The 16352-nt window shown below is 74.4% G+C and carries 12 protein-coding genes and 4 pseudogenes; 3 read left to right on the forward strand and 13 right to left on the reverse strand.

All coding sequences use genetic code 11. From position 1 onward, the window contains the following. The first annotated feature begins 54 nt into the window (after window positions 1–54). Together Q1A09_RS01925 and Q1A09_RS01930 are read left to right on the forward strand one after the other, a co-directional pair. On the forward strand, window positions 55–1023 hold the full coding sequence (locus Q1A09_RS01925) for an NAD(P)-dependent oxidoreductase (RefSeq protein WP_299951460.1): 969 nt from the start codon (window positions 55–57) through the stop codon (window positions 1021–1023). A 116-nt stretch (window positions 1024–1139) separates the two neighbouring features. Further along, the gene (locus Q1A09_RS01930; RefSeq protein WP_299951463.1) at window positions 1140–3074 is read left to right on the forward strand and encodes a hypothetical protein; all 1935 of its coding nucleotides are present in this window, start codon (window positions 1140–1142) and stop codon (window positions 3072–3074) included. Between the two features lie 9 nt (window positions 3075–3083). Here the strand turns inward: Q1A09_RS01930 and Q1A09_RS01935 are convergent, their stop codons facing one another. The 13 genes and pseudogenes from Q1A09_RS01935 to Q1A09_RS01995 all read right to left on the reverse strand — a co-directional run bounded on the left by Q1A09_RS01935 (window position 3084) and on the right by Q1A09_RS01995 (window position 15181). Beyond that, window positions 3084–4787 (reverse strand): long-chain-fatty-acid--CoA ligase, encoded by a 1704-nt coding sequence (locus Q1A09_RS01935; protein ID WP_299951466.1) that lies wholly within the window; start codon window positions 4785–4787, stop codon window positions 3084–3086. Between the two features lie 93 nt (window positions 4788–4880). After that, window positions 4881–5078 (reverse strand): annotated as a pseudogene (locus tag Q1A09_RS01940) (cold-shock protein); the annotation flags it as partial. 129 nt (window positions 5079–5207) lie between these two features. Further along, window positions 5208–5393: pseudogene (locus Q1A09_RS01945) on the reverse strand (cold-shock protein); the annotation flags it as partial. Between the two features lie 93 nt (window positions 5394–5486). After that, a pseudogene (locus Q1A09_RS01950) lies at window positions 5487–5720 on the reverse strand (cold-shock protein); the annotation flags it as partial. A gap of 63 nt (window positions 5721–5783) precedes the next feature. Further along, window positions 5784–5984, reverse strand: a pseudogene (locus Q1A09_RS01955) (cold-shock protein); the annotation flags it as partial. A gap of 98 nt (window positions 5985–6082) precedes the next feature. Beyond that, the gene (locus Q1A09_RS01960; protein WP_299951469.1) at window positions 6083–6856 is read right to left on the reverse strand and encodes a nitrilase-related carbon-nitrogen hydrolase; all 774 of its coding nucleotides are present in this window, start codon (window positions 6854–6856) and stop codon (window positions 6083–6085) included. Continuing rightward, window positions 6853–8052, reverse strand: a complete 1200-nt coding sequence (locus tag Q1A09_RS01965) for a pyridoxal phosphate-dependent aminotransferase (RefSeq protein ID WP_299951472.1) — start codon at window positions 8050–8052, stop codon at window positions 6853–6855. The genes Q1A09_RS01960 and Q1A09_RS01965 overlap by 4 nt, the downstream gene beginning before the upstream one ends. After that, window positions 8049–8912 (reverse strand): NmrA family NAD(P)-binding protein, encoded by an 864-nt coding sequence (locus Q1A09_RS01970; protein WP_299951475.1) that lies wholly within the window; start codon window positions 8910–8912, stop codon window positions 8049–8051. The genes Q1A09_RS01965 and Q1A09_RS01970 overlap by 4 nt, the downstream gene beginning before the upstream one ends. A 78-nt stretch (window positions 8913–8990) precedes the next feature. Further along, window positions 8991–10340 (reverse strand): hypothetical protein, encoded by a 1350-nt coding sequence (locus Q1A09_RS01975; RefSeq protein WP_299951478.1) that lies wholly within the window; start codon window positions 10338–10340, stop codon window positions 8991–8993. 59 nt (window positions 10341–10399) lie between these two features. After that, complete coding sequence (locus Q1A09_RS01980) at window positions 10400–11458, reverse strand: ABC transporter permease (RefSeq protein WP_299951481.1); 1059 nt, start codon at window positions 11456–11458, stop codon at window positions 10400–10402. Continuing rightward, window positions 11451–12977, reverse strand: coding sequence for a sugar ABC transporter ATP-binding protein (locus Q1A09_RS01985; RefSeq protein ID WP_299951484.1), 1527 nt, complete (start codon window positions 12975–12977; stop codon window positions 11451–11453). Before Q1A09_RS01985 ends, Q1A09_RS01980 begins: the two co-directional genes overlap by 8 nt. Before the next feature lie 78 nt (window positions 12978–13055). Continuing rightward, complete coding sequence (locus Q1A09_RS01990) at window positions 13056–14021, reverse strand: ABC transporter substrate-binding protein (protein ID WP_299951487.1); 966 nt, start codon at window positions 14019–14021, stop codon at window positions 13056–13058. A gap of 110 nt (window positions 14022–14131) precedes the next feature. Next, window positions 14132–15181 carry a LacI family DNA-binding transcriptional regulator gene (locus tag Q1A09_RS01995; protein WP_299951490.1) on the reverse strand — a complete coding sequence of 350 codons (1050 nt, stop codon included), beginning with the start codon at window positions 15179–15181 and terminating at the stop codon, window positions 14132–14134. A gap of 95 nt (window positions 15182–15276) precedes the next feature. Between Q1A09_RS01995 and Q1A09_RS02000 the strand changes: the two genes are divergently transcribed. Then, on the forward strand, window positions 15277–16296 hold the full coding sequence (locus Q1A09_RS02000) for a PfkB family carbohydrate kinase (RefSeq protein WP_299951493.1): 1020 nt from the start codon (window positions 15277–15279) through the stop codon (window positions 16294–16296). The last annotated feature ends 56 nt before the right edge of the window (window positions 16297–16352 follow it).

Below are 16352 nucleotides of genomic sequence, written 5' to 3' on the forward strand. Positions count from 1 at the left end.
CGACTGGCCCCGGACCGGCCGCACCTGGCCCGGGCAGACGGGCGTGCTGGGGCGATGAGGGTGCTGGTCACCGGGGCCAGCGGGATGCTCGGCCGGGCCACGGCCACCGCGCTGCACGCCCGCGGGGACGACGTCACGGTGCTGCAGCGCCGCCCGGCCGGGCTGCCCTGCCGCGAGGTGCTCGGTGACGTCGCCGACCCCGGCGCCGTCGCCCGGGCCACCGACGGGCAGGACGCCGTCGTGCACCTGGCCGCCAAGGTCGACGTGACCGGCCCGTGGGCGGAGTACGACCGGGCCAACGTCGAAGGGACCCGCACGCTGGTCGCCGCCTGCCAGCGCGCGGGCGTCGGCCGGCTGGTGCACGTCTCCTCCCCCTCGGTCGCGCACGGCGGGTCGGCCCTGGTCGGCGTGGGTGCCGGTGCCGCCGACCCGGCGCACGCCCGCGGGCACTACGCCCGGTCCAAGGCGATGGCCGAACTGGCGGCGCTGGCCGCCGACTCCACGGACCTCGCCGTCCTCGCCGTCCGGCCGCACCTGGTCTGGGGGCCGGGTGACACCCAGCTGGTGGCCCGGATCGTGGCGCGGGCGCGGGCCGGCCGGCTGCCGGTGATCGGCTCGGGCGCTGCGCTGATCGACACCACCTACGTGGACAACGCCGCCGGCGCACTGGTCGCCGCCGTGGACGCCTGCGGGCCGGTGCACGGCGAGGCCCTGGTGATCAGCAACGGCGAGCCCCGGCCGGTGGCGGAGGTCATCGCCCGGCTCTGCGCCGCCGCCGGGGTGCCCGCGCCACGGCGCCGGGTGCCCTTCCCGGTCGCCTGGGGCGTCGGCGCGGTGGTCGACGGTGTCTGGGCGCTCACCGGGCGGCGGGACACCCCCCCGCTCACCCGCTTCCTGGCCGAGCAGCTGGCCACCGCGCACTGGTTCGACCAGCGCCGCACCCGGGAGGCGCTGGCCTGGACGCCGCAGGTGTCGCTGGACGAGGGCTTCGAGCGGCTGGCCGGGGCCTACCGGGCCGGCTGACCGGAGCCGGTCTCGGGCTGCGGAACCGCGGCCCGGCGGCGACCGTGGAGCGGCGGGCAGCTGAACCCGTCGGCCCTCACCCTGCGAACACGCTGCAGGTGACCGGGAGGAGCAGGGTGCAGGACGACGGACGACACGGCCACGGACCCCGCGACGAGCAGCCCCGGGGCGACGGTCCGCCCGACGACGCGGGCTTCGCGCGGTTCGTCGTCGACCACCGGCCCGGGCTGCTGCGCACCACCGTGCTGCTCACCGGGGACCGGGCGGACGCCGAGGAGCTGGTGCAGCGGGCACTGACCCGGGTCCGTCGGTCCTGGGGCCGGGACGACGCCCCGCTGACCACCGCGCGGCGGACCCTGGTGCGCGGCGCCACCGGCCGGCTGCGGTCGGCCGGTGCCCCGCAGGTCATCGAGTCGCTGCCCGAGCACGGCGCACCACCGACCCCGGCCGGCGACCCCGAGCTGGAGCAGGCGCTGCGCGACCTGCCGCCACGAGTCCGCGCGGCCGCGGTGCTGGCCGAGCTGGACGGTCTGGACACCCCCGCCCTGACCGAGGTGCTCGGCGGTTCCGCGGAACCGGACCGCGTCACCGGGACCGCCCGCCTGCAGGCCGCGCTGCGCGCCGACCCGTACCGCCGCGAGCAGCCGACCGCCACGCCTCAGCTGCACGAGGAGCTGCGGCGGCTCGCCACCGCCACCGGCCGCTGGCGGCTGGACGCCCCGCAGGCGACCGCCGACGTCGGCCACCGCCGGTCCCGCACCCGCCGGCGGCTGCTGGCCGCCGCCGCGGTGGCAGCGCTGGCCCTCGCCGGCGCCGTGACCGGCGGGGTCCGGGACGACCCGGACACCTCCGTCGCCGCCCTGCCCGCGGCGACCCCCACGTCGGCCGAGGCACCGCCCGCCCCCGCCGGGGCCCGCGCCGTCCCGGTGCTCGCCGGGCCGACCCGGGGCTCGCTGGCCGGGGACGTCGCGTTCGTCGACGCCGTCCGGCAGGTCGACTGGGGCGCGCTGGAGGCGCCGGCTCCGGCCGACCGGTCGGTGGTGCTGGCCACCGACACCCCGGACGGCCGGGTGGCGCTGGTCGTCGGCACGGTCGAGGAGGACTTCCGCGGCGTGTGGCTGACCGGTGCTCCCGGTGCGGCCGCCGACCAGCTGACCCCGCGCCTGCCCCGTCAGCTGGGCCGCACCCGGCCGGTCACCCTGCTGCTCGGCGGCCCGGGACCGGCCAGCCTGGTCGTCGTCGCCGCGCCGGGTGACCGGATCGAGGTCTCCGAGCGGCTGCTGACCGGGCCGCGCGGCACGGTCGGCCGCGAGTGGTCGGAGGTGCCCGCCGCGGACGGCGTGGCCGTGGTGCCTGCCCGGACCATCGAGGACGGCCCGGCGCTCAGCGTGCGGGTGAGCCGGGAGGGCCGGCTGGTGCACCGGGCCGGGGTCGACTGGCTCGGCGACCGGCCCGGCCGCGAGGTGCCGCTGCCGGTGCTGACCGCGCTGCGGCCGGGCAGTGCGCCGGCCGACCCCCGGGTGCTGGACGCCGCGCTGGTCTCCCTCGCGGTGCCGCTGGGCACCGAGCCGGCGGCGCTGCGGCCGCAGCTGCTGTGGTCCGGCGAGCTGCCGCCGGGCCGCGGGCCCGGGACGGTGGCCGTCGTGGCCGTGCAGAGCCCCGGCGGGGCCCGGGTGGTGACCACCTGGGCCGGCAGCGGCGGGACCGCCCTGGCCTGCGGCACCCAGACCCCACCGGGCACCACAGCGCTGGAGACGGTCACCGTGGCCCGGGTGTGCGAGTTCGACCCGCCCGGTCCCGGGTCGCGGGGCGACTCGGCGTGGCTGGTGGTCAGCGCGCCGCCGACGGTGGCCACCGCGGAGCTGCTGGACTCCCGCGGCGGAGTGGTCGGCCCGCTGCCGCTGCAGGCCGGCAGCGCGGTGACCCCGCTGCCGGCCGACGCCCGGACGGTGCGCACGCTCCTCCCGAACGGCTGGGTGGCCGCCGAGACGCCGATCGCGCCACCGGCCCCGGAGACCTTCGGCGACTTCGGCCCGGGCCCGGTGGCCTGACCGCTGCGCTCAGCCGGCGAGCAGCCGGTCGCGGACCTCGCGGCGGAGCACCTTGCCGATCTGGGAGCGGGGCAGGTCCTCGACCGCCACGATCCGCCGCGGCACCTTGTAGGCCGCCAGTGACGCGCGCAGTGCCTCCCGGACGGCGTCCAGGTCCAGCTCCCGCTCCAGCACCACCGCGGCGACGACCTCCTCGCCGCCCCTGCCACCGGGCAGGCCGACGACGGCGGCGTCGGTCACTCCGTCGACGGCCTTCAGTGCGTCCTCGACCTCGGAGGGGTAGACGTTGAAGCCGCCGGTGATGATCAGCTCCTTGATCCGGTCGACGATCCGGACGAAACCGTCGTCGTCGACCTCGACCACGTCGCCGGTGCGGAGCCACCCGCCGGGCAGCAGCACCTCGGCGGTCTCGTCCGGCCGGCGCCAGTAGCCGGTGAAGACCTGCGGGCCGCGGACCAGCAGCTCGCCGCGCTCCCCCGGCGCCCGCTCGACCGTGGGGTCCTCCGGGTCGACCAGCTTCATCTCCGTCGACGGGAACGGCAGGCCGACCGTGCCCGGTCGGCGGGTCGGCCCCACCGGGTTGCCGATCACGATCGGCGAGGCCTCGGTCATCCCGTAGCCCTCCACCACCAGCCCGCCGGTCACCCGCTCCCACAGCTGCGCGGTCTCCAGCGGCAGCGGCATCGCCCCGGAGATCGCCACCCGGGTGCCGGACAGGTCGACGCCGCGCTCCTGCGCCGCGGTCGCCAGCCGCTGGTACATCGGCGGCACGCCGGGGAAGAACGTCGGCGGCCGGCGCTTCGCCGCGGCCAGCACCTGGTCGACGTCGAAGCGCGGGAAGAGCACCAGCACGGCGCCCAGCCGCACGGCGGCGGCCAGGCAGAGCAGCACGCCGTAGGCGTGGAACAACGGCAGGACGCCGTAGAAGACCTCCTCGCCGGCCCGCAACTGCGGCACCCAGGCCAGCGACTGCGTTACGTTGGCGACCAGGTTCCGGTGGGTGAGCACCGCGGCCTTCGGGGCCCCGGTGGTGCCGCCGGTGTACTGCAGCAGCGCCACGTCCTCGTGCGCCGGGCCGGGGTGGGCGTCGTCCAGCGGGGTCGCCCCGGCCACCGCGGCGTCCCAGGACGTCGTCCCGGGGGCGGGCTTCGTCATCGCCGCCCGGGTGGCGCGGGCCCTGGGGACCGGCAGCCGCAGCGCCAGCCGCTTGACCAGCGGCAGGGCCCGGCTGAGGTCGACGGCGAGCACCGTGCGCAGCCCGGGGGCGTCGAGCCCCTGGACGACGGGGGCGACCACGTCCCAGACGACCGCCACGGTGGCCTCGTGGTCGCGGAACTGCTGGCCGATCTCCTCGGCGGTGTACAGCGGGTTGTGCTCGACGACCACCGCACCCAGCCGGAGGACGGCGTTGAACGCCATCACGTGCTGCGGGCAGTTGGGCAGCACCAGGGCCACCCGGTCACCGGGGCGCACCCCGAGGTCGTGCAGCACGGTCGCCGCCCGGGCGACGGCGTCGGCGAGCTCCGTGTAGCTGGTCGTCGCGCCGAAGAACTCCAGCGCCGGCCGGTCGGGGAACCGCTGCGCCGCCGCGGTCAGCAGGTCCGGGACGGTCTCCCGGGGCACCTCGACCTCCGCCGGGACGCCCTCGGCGTAGCTCCGCGTCCAGGCCGGTGCCGGCTCAGCCGGCGTCCCGTGATCGGGCTCGGTGACCATCTGCTCCCTCGTTCGCCGCGACGCACCCGAGGTCGGCGGTGGGCCGTACGTCCCGCTGACCGCCGTGGGTGCCCGGCGGTCAGCGGGAGGGTGTCAGAGCGGCTGGACGGAGTCGGCCTGCATGCCACGGTCGCCGGCGCTGGCGGTGTACTCGACCCGCTGCCCCTCGTCCAGGCTGCGGTAGCCGCCGACGTCGGCGATGGCGGAGAAGTGCACGAACACGTCGTCGCCGCCCTCGTCGGGCTCGATGAAGCCGAAGCCCTTCTCCGCGTTGAACCAGCGGACGGTGCCCTGGGCGCCGCCACCGCCGGCCCGGGGCGCACGGGGCGCCCGCGGGGCGCGGTCGTCCCGGCGAGGCCGGTCGTCACGCCGGTCGTCGCGCCGGTCGTCGTACCGGGCCGGGGCGCGTCCGCCGCCCAGGGGGCGCACCGAGTCGGCCTGCATCCCGCGCTGGCCGGGGCTGGCGGTGTACTCGACCCGCTGCCCCTCGTCCAGGCTCCGGTAGCCACCGTCGTCCTCGATGGCGGAGAAGTGCACGAACACGTCGTCGCCGCCCTCGTCGGGCTCGATGAAGCCGAAGCCCTTCTCGGCGTTGAAGAAGCGCACGGTGCCCTCGGATCCGCCGCCGCTGCGACCGCGCGGCGCCCGGTCGTCCCGGCGTCCGCGCTCCTCACGCTGCGGGGGCCGGCCACCGCCCAGCGGCTGCACCGAGTCGGCCTGCATGCCGCGCTGGCCGGGGCTGGCGGTGTACTCGACCCGCTGACCCTCGTCCAGGCTGCGGTAGCCGCCGTCGTCGGCGATGGCGGAGAAGTGCACGAACACGTCGTCCCCGCCGTCGTCGGGCTCGATGAACCCGAAGCCCTTCTCCGCGTTGAACCAGCGCACCGTGCCCTCGGACCCGCCGCCCCCGCGGGACGCGCGCGGCGCCCGCACCTGGCGCGGGTCGTCCCGGTGGCCGCGCTCCTCGCGCACCGGGCGGCCACCGCCGCGGCCCAGCGGCTGGATGGAGTCGGCCTGCATGCCGCGGTCGCCGGAGCTGGCGGTGTACTCGACCCGCTGGCCCTCGTCCAGGCTGCGGAAGCCCCCGTCGTCGGCGATCGCCGAGAAGTGCGCGAACACGTCCTGCCCGCCGTCGTCGGGCTCGATGAACCCGAAGCCCTTCTCGGCGTTGAACCACTTGACCGTGCCCTGCGGCATCCTTCAGCTCCTGCACATCTCGACGTCCCAGCTGGTACCTACCTGTACCAGGGTCCTCCAGCCTGCCCGCCGGGACGAGTCGGCCTCCCCACCGGGGGTCAGCCGCGCCGGTCGGCGAGGCCCTGTCGATCCCCCAAGAACGGGAACCGGTCGCGGGTGGCGGTGACCCGGGCGGGGTCGACGTCGGCCAGCACGATCGTCTCCACCCCGGACGCGGTGGCCAGCAGCTCGCCCATCGGGTCCACTACCCGGCTGTCGCCGGCGTGCTCGGTGCCGTCGCCGGCGGTGCCGACCCGGTTGCAGCCGACCACGTAGGCCTGGTTCTCGATCGCCCGGGCCTGCAGCAGCGTCGTCCAGTGGTGCCGCCGCGCGCTGGGCCAGTTCGCCGGCACCAGGTAGACGTCGGTCTCCGGGGCGGCCGACCAGAAGACGTCGGCGAAGCGCAGGTCGTAGCAGATGAAGGGGGTGATCCGGAGCCCGCCGACCTCGACGGTGACCGGGCCGGTGCCCGAGCGGAACCGGGTGCGCTCGTCGGCGAACGGGTGGATCTTCCGGTAGCGGTGCGCGGTGCCGTCGGGCCCGGCGAGCACGAAGGTGTTGTGCGGCAGCTCGCCGGCCACGTCCACCTCCGGGCAGGTGCCGGCCACCCACACGCCGTGCTCGGCGGCCTGGGCGGTGAGGAACTGCGCCGACGGACCGTCCTCGGGCTCACCGATGCCCGGGGTCATCGAGAAGCCGGTGGAGAACGTCTCGGTGAGCAGCACGAGCTCCGCACCGGCGCCCACCGCCCGGGCCACCTGCGGCGCGAGCCGGTCGAAGTTGGCGTCCCGGTCCTCCCACACGATGTCGTGCTGCACCGCGGCGATCCTCACTGCATCTCCTCCAGCCGCCGGGCGGCGTCCTCGAGCACGTGGTCGGTCTTGCAGAAGGCGAAGCGCACCAGGTGCCGGCCCAGGTGCGCGTCCGCCGGGTCGTAGAAGACCACGGCCGGGACGGCGACCACGCCGGCGCGCGCCGGCAGCGACCGGCAGAACGCCCACCCGTCGCCGTCGGGCTGCACCGGCCGGACGTCGACGGTGGCGAAGTAGCCGGCCTGCGGGCTGACCACCGGCAGCCCCGCCCCGGCCAGCCCGGTCACCAGCAGGTCGCGGCGCCGCTCCAGGTCGGCGGCGATCCCGGTGAAGAAGGCGTCGGGCAGCCGCAGCCCGGCGGCGATCGCCGGCTGGAACGGCCCACCGCTGACGTAGGTGAGGTACTGCTTCGCGGTGCGCACGGCGGCGACCAGCGGCGCCGGGCCGCACACCCAGCCGATCTTCCAGCCGGTGGTGGAGAACGTCTTGCCGCCGCTGCTGACCACCAGGGTCCGCTCGGCCATGCCCGGCAGTGCGGCCAGCGACCGGTGCTCGGCGCCGGTGAAGACCAGGTGCTCGTACACCTCGTCGGTGAGCACCAGCAGGTCGGCGGCGGTGGCCACCTCGGCCAGCACCGCCAGCTCGTCGGGGGCGAACACCTTGCCGGTCGGGTTGTGCGGGGTGTTGAGCAGCAGCAGCCGGGTGCGTGGGGTGACCGCGGCCCGCAGCTCGGCCTCGTCGAAGGTCCACTCCCCGGTGGTGACCGCACCGGTGGTGGCCGGCGGCCGCAGCGGTACCGGGCGCAGCACCCCGCCGGCCATCGCGACGGCCGCCGCGTAGCTGTCGTACATCGGCTGGAACAGCACGACCTCGTCGCCGGGCTCCAGCAGCGCGATCAGCGCGGCGGTGAGCGCCTCGGTGGCGCCGGCGGTCACCAGCACCTGGTCGGCCGGGTCGTAGGACAGCCCGCGGAAGCGCTGCTGGTGCTCGGCGATCGCGGCGCGCAGCTCGGGGTGGCCCGGGCCGGGCGGGTACTGGTCGTACGGCGTGCCGATCGCCGCGCGGGCGACGTCGAGCACCTCGGCCGGGCCGGGGGTGTCCGGGAAGCCCTGCCCCAGGTTGACCGCCCCGGTGGCGACGGCCAGCGCGCTCATCTCGGCGAAGACCGTCGTCCCGAAGCCCTGCAGCCGGGAGGAGAGGTACGGCGCGCGGGTCATCCGGCCGGGTCCAGCGCGGCGAGCACCGCGGCCAGCGGGGTGGCCGGCCGGCCCAGCAGGTCGGGGACGGCGGTGCTCACCGGGGCCATCTCCCCCGCGGCGATCGCGGTGTAGGTGGACACCCAGGCGTCGACCAGCCAGCGGGGCACGCCGTAGGCGGCCCGGCTGGCGTGGGCCTCCTCGAGGGTCTCCGGCTGGTAGCGCACCGGCCGTCCGGTGACCGCGGTGATCGTCCCGGCGACCTCGTCGAGGGTCAGCGCTGCCGGGCCGGTCAGGTCGTAGGCGGCCCCGGCGTGCGCCGCCGGGTCCTGCAGCACCGTCGCGGCGACGGCCGCGATGTCCGCCAGGGCGACCACCGACGCCCGGCCCTCCCCCGCGGGCCCGCGGAGCACGCCGTCGTCCCCGACGAGGGCCGGCATGTCGTCGGCGTAGAGCCCGTCGCGGAGGAACGTCGTGGTCAGGCCCAGCGCCCGGGCGTGCTGCTCGGTCGCCCAGTGGTCACGGGCCAGGGTGAACGTGGCGTCCGGCGCGGCGCCGAGGAACGACACGTAGACCAGGTGCCCGACCCCGGCGTCGGCCGCCGCGTCGAGGAAGCTGCGGTGCACCTCCACCCGGTCGGCGGACTCGCTGGCCGAGACCATCAGCACGGCACCGACGCCACCCAGGGCCTCGCGCACCACCGGCCGGTCGGCGTACGGCGCGACCACCACCGTGGCGTCCGGCAGCTGCGGCGCGCGGGACGGGTCGCGCACCAGCAGCCGCTGGTGCACCCCGGCGTCGGCGAGCAGCCGGGCGACCCGGCCACCGAGTCGCCCGGTGGACCCGGTCACGGCGATGGGCGGGAGCTGGGCATCGGTCATCAACCGATCCTCTCCGATCAACGCCGGTGCCGCCGACCCGACCACGTCGGCCGTGGCTCACGTGGTCGGGTCGACGGGTCAACCGGTCGTCACAACGGGCGGGGTCTCCAGCTGGTCGGCCACCTCGGTCCACCGATCGACCAGTTGGCCGTACGCGGTCTTCACCACGACACCGACCGGCAGCTCCGGGCACTCGTTCTCACCGTTGGTGCCCCAGTTGACCCATCCGGACCGAGGACGCTGGACGATCTGGAAGGCACCGGACGGGGCCGACGTCCACCAGACCATCGCCCGACCGGTCACCGAGTGGAACTCGACGGTCTTGTCCGCCGGTCCGGCGAAGATCGTCTGGTGCTCCGTGGTGGAGACGTCCACCGGTTCGGTGGCTAGCTTCCACCGGCGATCGGGCAGGTCGGCCAGCACGTGCGAGGTCTCCCGCACCCGCCCGAGCCGCTCCCGGATCTCCGCCTCCGGGAGCGCGGCCTCCCAGGAGCAGAAGAGCCGCCAGTAGAGGTCCCAGTGCGCGGCCTCGATGTCCCCGGTGAGCGCGGCCCGGAACCGACCGAACGTCTCGGTGGTCGAGGTGGAACCCGCCAGCGTCTCCTCGACCATGTCCGCCAGCTCTTCGGCGTAGGGATCGCCACTGCGGTACCGCGTCCCCCCGAGCGCGGCGTACCGGTCGAAGACGACGCTCCCCTGCCCGCTCTCGAACTCGTCACCCACGGTGATCTTGTTGGTCACCGACCGGCCGTTGATCACCGTCTGGAAGTCGTCGACCTGGTAGACCCGCTTGAAGGACGACGAGCCGTACGTGAACACCCAGTCGATGCTGAACCGCTTGCCGCGCAGCTCGGGGAGGAGGCCGTCGGGCACGGTCCCGTGCATCCGGTAGTGGTGCTGCACCGGGCCCCGCTCGATGACCTCGACGTCCACCACGGTGTGCTCCGGCGGGTTGACCAAGCCGTTCTCCGGGGTGAAGAACGGGCCGTAGAAGCCGCCGATCGCGTTGTTGCCAGAGGGCAGTAGGTCCACCCCCTCCGCGATTGAGGCGAAGTGCCGCAACCCCCACTTGGCGTCACCGGTGCCCTGCGCCGTTCCCCGGCACAACTCGAGGTCGAAGGCGCCGGTGTCGAGCCGGACAACGGCGTCGGCCTCCCGGGGGGGCAGCTCGCTGATCCCGGCCAGCGGCCCGGTGGCCGGGCCAAGCAGCGTCAGCGTCGTCCGGCCGGTGAAGGTTAGGGCGGTGACGAGCCTGGTGTGCCCGGGTACCGCGTCGGCGTGCAGCACCTGACAGAGCACCTCGCCGCCCTCCGCGGTGACCGCGGTCCACAGGTCCCCCGCCAGCTCGACCGGAACGGTGAAGACGATCGGCTCGCAGGTCCGGCGCCCGGGCAGCGGGTCGTGGACGGAGACGACGGGCAAGGTCACTGCCGGATCCTCCGTGCTGGTCGGTGCTGGCGCGCTGGGCAGGGCGTGGCTGGAGCCGGTCACGCGGTGGCCCGGGTCCGCTGCCGGCGGAGCGGCCGCTGCTTGAGCCCGTCGATCGCAACCGCCAGGATGATCACACCGCCCTTGATGAGCAGCTGGGTGAAGAACTGGACGTTGAGCAGGATCAGCCCGGTGCTCAGCACGCCGAGGATCACCGACCCGATCAGCGTGCCGTAGAGCCGCCCCCGGCCACCGGCCAAGCTGGTCCCGCCCAGGACGACGGCGGCGATCGCGTCCAGCTCGTAACCGGTCCCGGCGGTCGGCTGGGCCGAGACGACCCGGGCAGCGAAGATGATGCCGGCCAGCCCGGCGCACGCACCCGCGATCACGTACACGCTGGTGATGACCCGGCGCACGTTGATGCCGGCCAGCCGCGCCGCTTCCGCGTTACCCCCGACGGCGTACACCTGCCGACCGAACCGGGTGCGTTCCAACACGAACCAGATGACCACGTAGACCAGGAGCATCACGATCACCGGCGCCGGGATGCCGAGGATGTAGCCGTTACCGATGTCCCGGAACGACAGCGTGTTCGACACGATGGGTTGGCCGTCGGTCATGGTGTACGCCAGCCCGCGGAGCGCGGTCATCGTGCCAAGCGTGACGATGAAGGCGGCCAGCCCCAGGTAGGCGGTGAGCAACCCGTTGGCCAGACCGGCCAGGCACCCCGCGGCCACCCCGGCCAGGATCGCCAGCCACGCCGGCCAGCCGCCGGTGGCGGCCAGCACGGAGACCACCCCTGAGACGGCGAGGATCGACCCGACCGACAGGTCGATGCCGGCGGTGAGGATCACCAACGTCAGGCCCGCGGCCAGGATGGCGTTGATGGAGATCGAGCGGGCGATGTTGAACAGGTTGGAGACGCTGGCGAAGTTCGGCGCGATGACGATCATCAGCACGACGAGCGCGACCAGCACCACGAGGATCCCGACCCGGTCCCACCACTTGGCCAGGTCGACGCCCCGGCGGGCGACGACCCGCTCCTCCTCGGGTGGGGACAGCGGCGGCGGGGCTTCCGGGTGCGGCGCGGCGTGACCGCGGACGGTCTGGTCAGACATGCTGGGCTCCTGAAGGGCTCGAGGCCGTACCGGTCGCGTGCGACATGACGGCCTCCTCGGTGGTGGTGGTGGAGTCGAGCTCGGCGACGATCCGGCCTTCGCGCATGACGAGCACCCGGTCGCTGACGCCGATGACCTCCGGCAGGTCGGAGGAGACGACGAGCACCGCCTTGCCCGCGGCTGCCAGCTGCTCGACGAGCTCGTAGATCTCCCGGCGGGCGCCGACGTCGACACCCCGGGTCGGTTCGTCGAGGATCACGACGTCGGCGTCCCGCATCAGCCAGCGGCCCAGGACGGCCTTCTGCTGGTTGCCGCCGGACAGCGCAGCGACCGGCAGCTGCAGGGCGCTCTCCCGGATGCCCAGCTTGCGCATCTGCTCCCGGGCCCCCGCCCGCACAGCGCCCCGGCGGACGACGCTCCAGCGGCTCAGCTCGCGCAACGAGCTCACCGAGATGTTGTCCTCCACGCTGTGGATGAGGAACAGCGCCTGCGCCTTCCGATCCTCGGGCACCATGGCGATGCCCGCCGCGACCGCCGCCTGCGGGCTGCGTGCCCTGATCGTCCGGCCTCGTACCTGGACGGTGCCGCCGCGGGCGCTGTCGGCCCCGAAGATCAGCCGGCAGGTCTCCGTGCGACCGGCACCGATCAGGCCGGACATGCCGACGACCTCGCCGGCCCGGACGGTGAAGCTCACCGGGCCGATGAGCTCACCGTCGGTGAGCCCGTCCACCGACAGCAGCACCTCGCCGGGGTGGCGGGGTGGGTGGCCGTAGAGGTCGCCCACGTCCCGGCCGACCATCATCCGGACGATGTCGTCGGGAACCACGTCCGCGCGCTCACGGGTGCCGACGAGCCTGCCGTCCCGGAACACGGTGATCCGGTCGGCGAGCTGCCAGACCTCCTCCATGCGGTGCGAGATGTAGACCAGCCCGACGCCTCGGCTGCGCATCTCCTCGACCAGGCGGTAGAGCTGCAGGGACTCGCCGCGGGACAGCGCGGCCGTGGGCTCGTCCAGCACGAGGACCCGGGCGTTCTCACTGACCGCTCGGGCGATCTCGACCATCTGCTGCATCCCGACCGAGAGCGAGCCCAGCTCACGGCTCGGATCGATGTCCGCGCCGATGTGTTCGAGCTTCTCCCGCGCCTCCCGCACGGCCGCCCGGCGGTCCAGGCTCCCCCACCGGGTGCGCGGCTCGCGGCCGAGCGCCAGGTTGTCAGCGACGGTCATCGCCGGCACGGTGTTCAGCTCCTGGTGGATGATCGCGATGCCGTGCGCGGCAGCGTCCCGCGGCCCGCTGATCTCGACCGGATCGCCGTCGATGGCGATGCGCCCAGCATCCCGGGCCACGTTCCCGGACAGGATCTTCATCAGGGTCGACTTGCCGGCACCGTTCTCGCCCATGAGGGCGTGCACCTCGCCTGGGCGCAGGTCGAAGTCGACGCCGTCGAGGGCCGTCGTCGCCCCGTACCGCTTCGTCACCCCCGTCAGCTCCAGGAGCGGGGGTCGGTCCTGCGTCATCGCTGCGGTCCTCTCCGAGTCGGGTCCCGGTGCACACCGGGCAGTGCGGGGTGGCCCGGCTCCCGGGCCACCCCCCGGTCACCAGCCGGCGTACTCGTCGACGTCGTCCCGGGTGACCAGCTCAGAGGGGATCAGCACGTGGTCCTCCTCCAGCTCCTCACCGGCGACGAGCTGCTCAGCCAGGTCGATGGCCGTGCGGACCATCTCCCCGGGCGCCTGGGTCGCGGTGCCGATGAACGGCGAGCCGGCCCGCTGCAGCTCCTCGACGGCCTCCGGGCTGCCGTCCACGCCGGTGACCAGCACGCCGGGCCTGCCGGCCTGCTCCACGGCGAGCACCGCGCCCAGCGCCGAGGGGTCGTTCATCCCGAAGATGCCCTGGACGTCCGGGGTCGCCGTGAGCATGTCGGTGGTGACCGCGAGGCCGGAGGCGCGGTCGTTCTCCGAGGACTGCTGGCCGACGATCGAGATGCCGGGGTACTCGCTGGCGACGTTCCGGCAGCCCTCGATCCGGTCGATGATCGTCTGGATGGGCGTGCCGTCCACGAGCAGCACGTTCCCCTCGCCGCCCATCTGCTCGAACAGGTAGGTGCAGGACGTCTCGCCGGCCTGCACCGCGTTCGTCTCCACGACCGCGTCGGCACCCACGGCGGGGGTGTCGACGGCGATGACGATGATCCCGGCCTGCTTGGCCCGCAGGATCGCCGGCTCGATGCCGTCCTGGTCGACGGCGCTGACGATGACCAGGTCGACGCCCTGCTGGATGAAGGCGTCCATCTGGGTGGTCTGCGTGCCAAGGTCCAGCTGCGCGTCCTGGGTGTTGGCGGTGAGGCCCTGCTCGTCCGCGACCTCGTCCAGTGCCCGGTCCATCGCCGAGAAGAACGGGTTGGACATGTCCTGCACCAGGAGCCCGACGCTCCGGATCTCCTCCGGCCCGGCAGCCGTCTCGGTGTCACCGGAGGAGCAGGCGGCGAGCGAGACCGGCAGAGCGAGGGCGCTGAGCGCGGCGAGCGAACGGATCAGGGGCGTGCGGTTGGTGCTTCCCACGGGATGTCTCCTTCGACAGGGGCGGGGCGTGCAGGTGGAGTGGCATGGCTGGGAGCCGCGCCGGACGGCGCGGCAGTGCAGGAGCGGGGGTGGTGGCCGGTCAGCTGCTCTCAGCAGCCGCACGAGCGCCGGACGACGAGCTCGAAAGCCACCTCCCGTCGGTCTTCCGCCCGGTAGGCCGGGGCGATGGACCGGCCGGCCGCCTCAGCGGCGACCTGGGCGTCGATAAGCCGGGTCAGGGTCTGCGCCGCCAGCACACCGATCGACTCGCTGTGCTCGTCCAGGACGGTGAGTGGCGGGTCCAGCAGGGCAGCCCACGGGAACTCGTCGAAGGCGATCACTGCGACGTCGTCGGGCACCCGCAGCCCGCGCGCCCGCAGCTCGCGAAGCGCGGCCTGCAGCAGCGGGTTGTTCCCCGCCACCACTGCGCGCGGCGCCGGACCGCCGTCCAGGTGGGCAGAGAGAGCAGCGACCGCGGAGTCGACGTCGTTCTCGCTCTCGATCACGGTCAGCCGGGCACCGTGTCGTCGCGCAGCGATCCGGAGACCCGCCTCCCGGGGCACCCGGGTCGACCACCGCGGCGGGTAGGCCAGCAGCGCCCAGTCGTCGTAGCCGTGTTCGGCCAGGTGGTCACCGACCGCCTGGCTGGCAGCCTCGTTGTCCGTGGTGATGCTGGGCACCGCCCGCGCCTCTTCGGGTGGCGCGGCATCGACGAAGACCACCGGGACGTCCCAGTCGTGCAACAGGTCCACGTTCCGCTGCTGGAGCGTGAGCGTGGCGATCACGCCGGCAGTACGTGACTGAATCAGGTTCTGGACCGTGGCGTCCTCGAAAGCCTCGCTGTAGTGGCCCTCGGCGGCGATGTCGGCGACGACCGACGTGCGCCCGGAACGGCGCAGCGTCGCCTCGATGCCGCGCATCAACTCGAGGTAGTAGTGGTTGCTGGTGCTCGCGGTGATCACAGCGACGTTGCTGCGGGTGTTCTTGCGCAGCTGCTGGGCGGCGGCGTTCGGCACGTACCCGACCTCGCGGGCCGCCTTCAGCACCGCTTCCCGGGAAGCGGGCGACACCCCCTCCCCCGAGCTCAGCGCTCGGGAGACCGTGTAAGTGGACAGACCACTGGCCCGGCTGACGTCCCGCAGGGTGGGCTTGCGACTCACTGCCACCACCTCCTAAACGATTAGGTCTTCACGTCGTCGTGGTCCGGGTCTCTTCCTAAACGATTAGGTGGCAAGCTAGGGCGGTGTCCACGCCGATGTCAAGCGACTCGTCCACACCTCATGCACCGCCGGCCGTCCTCACCGTTCTCGGCGAGCTGGTCGTCGACCTCCTCCCTGACCGGGATGCCGACGCCGGACCGGCGGGAACGACCCCGCACTTCATCGCCCGCCCCGGGGGCAATGCGCTCAACGTTGCCGTCGCCGCCGCCCGGCTCGGCCAACCCGTCCGGCTGATGGCCCGCTTCGGCCGCGGCCCGCTGGCCGGCAACCTGCGTCGGCACGCCGAACTCGCCGGGGTCGACCTGGGCGGCGCGGTCAACTCCTCCGACCCGGTCAGCCTCGCCGTCGTCGGTCTGGCGCCGGACGGGTCGGCCGACTACGGGTTCCACGTCCTCGGTGCGGCCGACTGGCAGTGGACCGAGGACGAACTGGCGGCCGGCTGGTCCCCGGACTCCCGCGCGGTGCACATCGGCTCGATCTCCAGCTGGACAGCGCCCGGCTGCGAGCCCATCGCGGCGCTGGCCGAGCGGCTGCGGGCCTGTGGCGCGGCGCTGGTGAGCGTCGACCCGAACATCCGGCCCATGCTCACCGACAGCTTCGGCAACACCCCCGCTGACGTACGTCGCCGGCTGGACCGGTTGGTGGCCGCCAGCGACGTGGTCAAGATCAGCGCCGAGGATCTCGCCTGGCTCGAGCCGGACACCACTGACCTGGACGAGGCGGCCTGCCGCTGGGCCGGACGGGGTCCCGCCGTCGTGCTGCTCACCGACGGCGGCGCGCCCCTGCGGGTGGCCCGCCCGGGGGGGCGCCTGCAGCGGGTGACACCACCGGCGGTGAAGGTCCAGGACACTGTCGGGGCCGGGGACTCGCTCGCCGCCGGGTTCCTCTCCGGCCTGCTCCGTGCCGGCGTCACCTCCCGCACAGCGCTGGAAGAGCTGCCCGACGACGCGCTGGCCTCGATCGCGGACGAAGGAGCTCTGGTGGCCGCGCTGGCGTGCACCCGGGTCGGTGCCGACCCGCCGACCCGCGCAGAGCTGGAGGCGGCGCAGAGCTGACCACCCGCCGCAGGGATCGGCAACCAATGCGGCGAGGTACCGCACAGCGCCTCGCC

It is taken from the genome of uncultured Modestobacter sp. (genome assembly GCF_947486615.1).
Taxonomy (GTDB): domain Bacteria; phylum Actinomycetota; class Actinomycetes; order Mycobacteriales; family Geodermatophilaceae; genus Modestobacter.

Coding starts and splice junctions, on each gene's coding strand:
- Q1A09_RS01925 (WP_299951460.1), top strand. CDS start 55: ATGAGGGTGCTGGTCACCGGGGCCAGCGGGATGCTCGGCCGGGCCACG.
- Q1A09_RS01935 (WP_299951466.1), bottom strand. CDS start 4,787: ATGGTCACCGAGCCCGATCACGGGACGCCGGCTGAGCCGGCACCGGCC.
- Q1A09_RS01965 (WP_299951472.1), bottom strand. CDS start 8,052: ATGACCCGCGCGCCGTACCTCTCCTCCCGGCTGCAGGGCTTCGGGACG.
- Q1A09_RS01970 (WP_299951475.1), bottom strand. CDS start 8,912: ATGACCGATGCCCAGCTCCCGCCCATCGCCGTGACCGGGTCCACCGGG.
- Q1A09_RS01980 (WP_299951481.1), bottom strand. CDS start 11,458: ATGTCTGACCAGACCGTCCGCGGTCACGCCGCGCCGCACCCGGAAGCC.
- Q1A09_RS01985 (WP_299951484.1), bottom strand. CDS start 12,977: ATGACGCAGGACCGACCCCCGCTCCTGGAGCTGACGGGGGTGACGAAG.
- Q1A09_RS02000 (WP_299951493.1), top strand. CDS start 15,277: ATGTCAAGCGACTCGTCCACACCTCATGCACCGCCGGCCGTCCTCACC.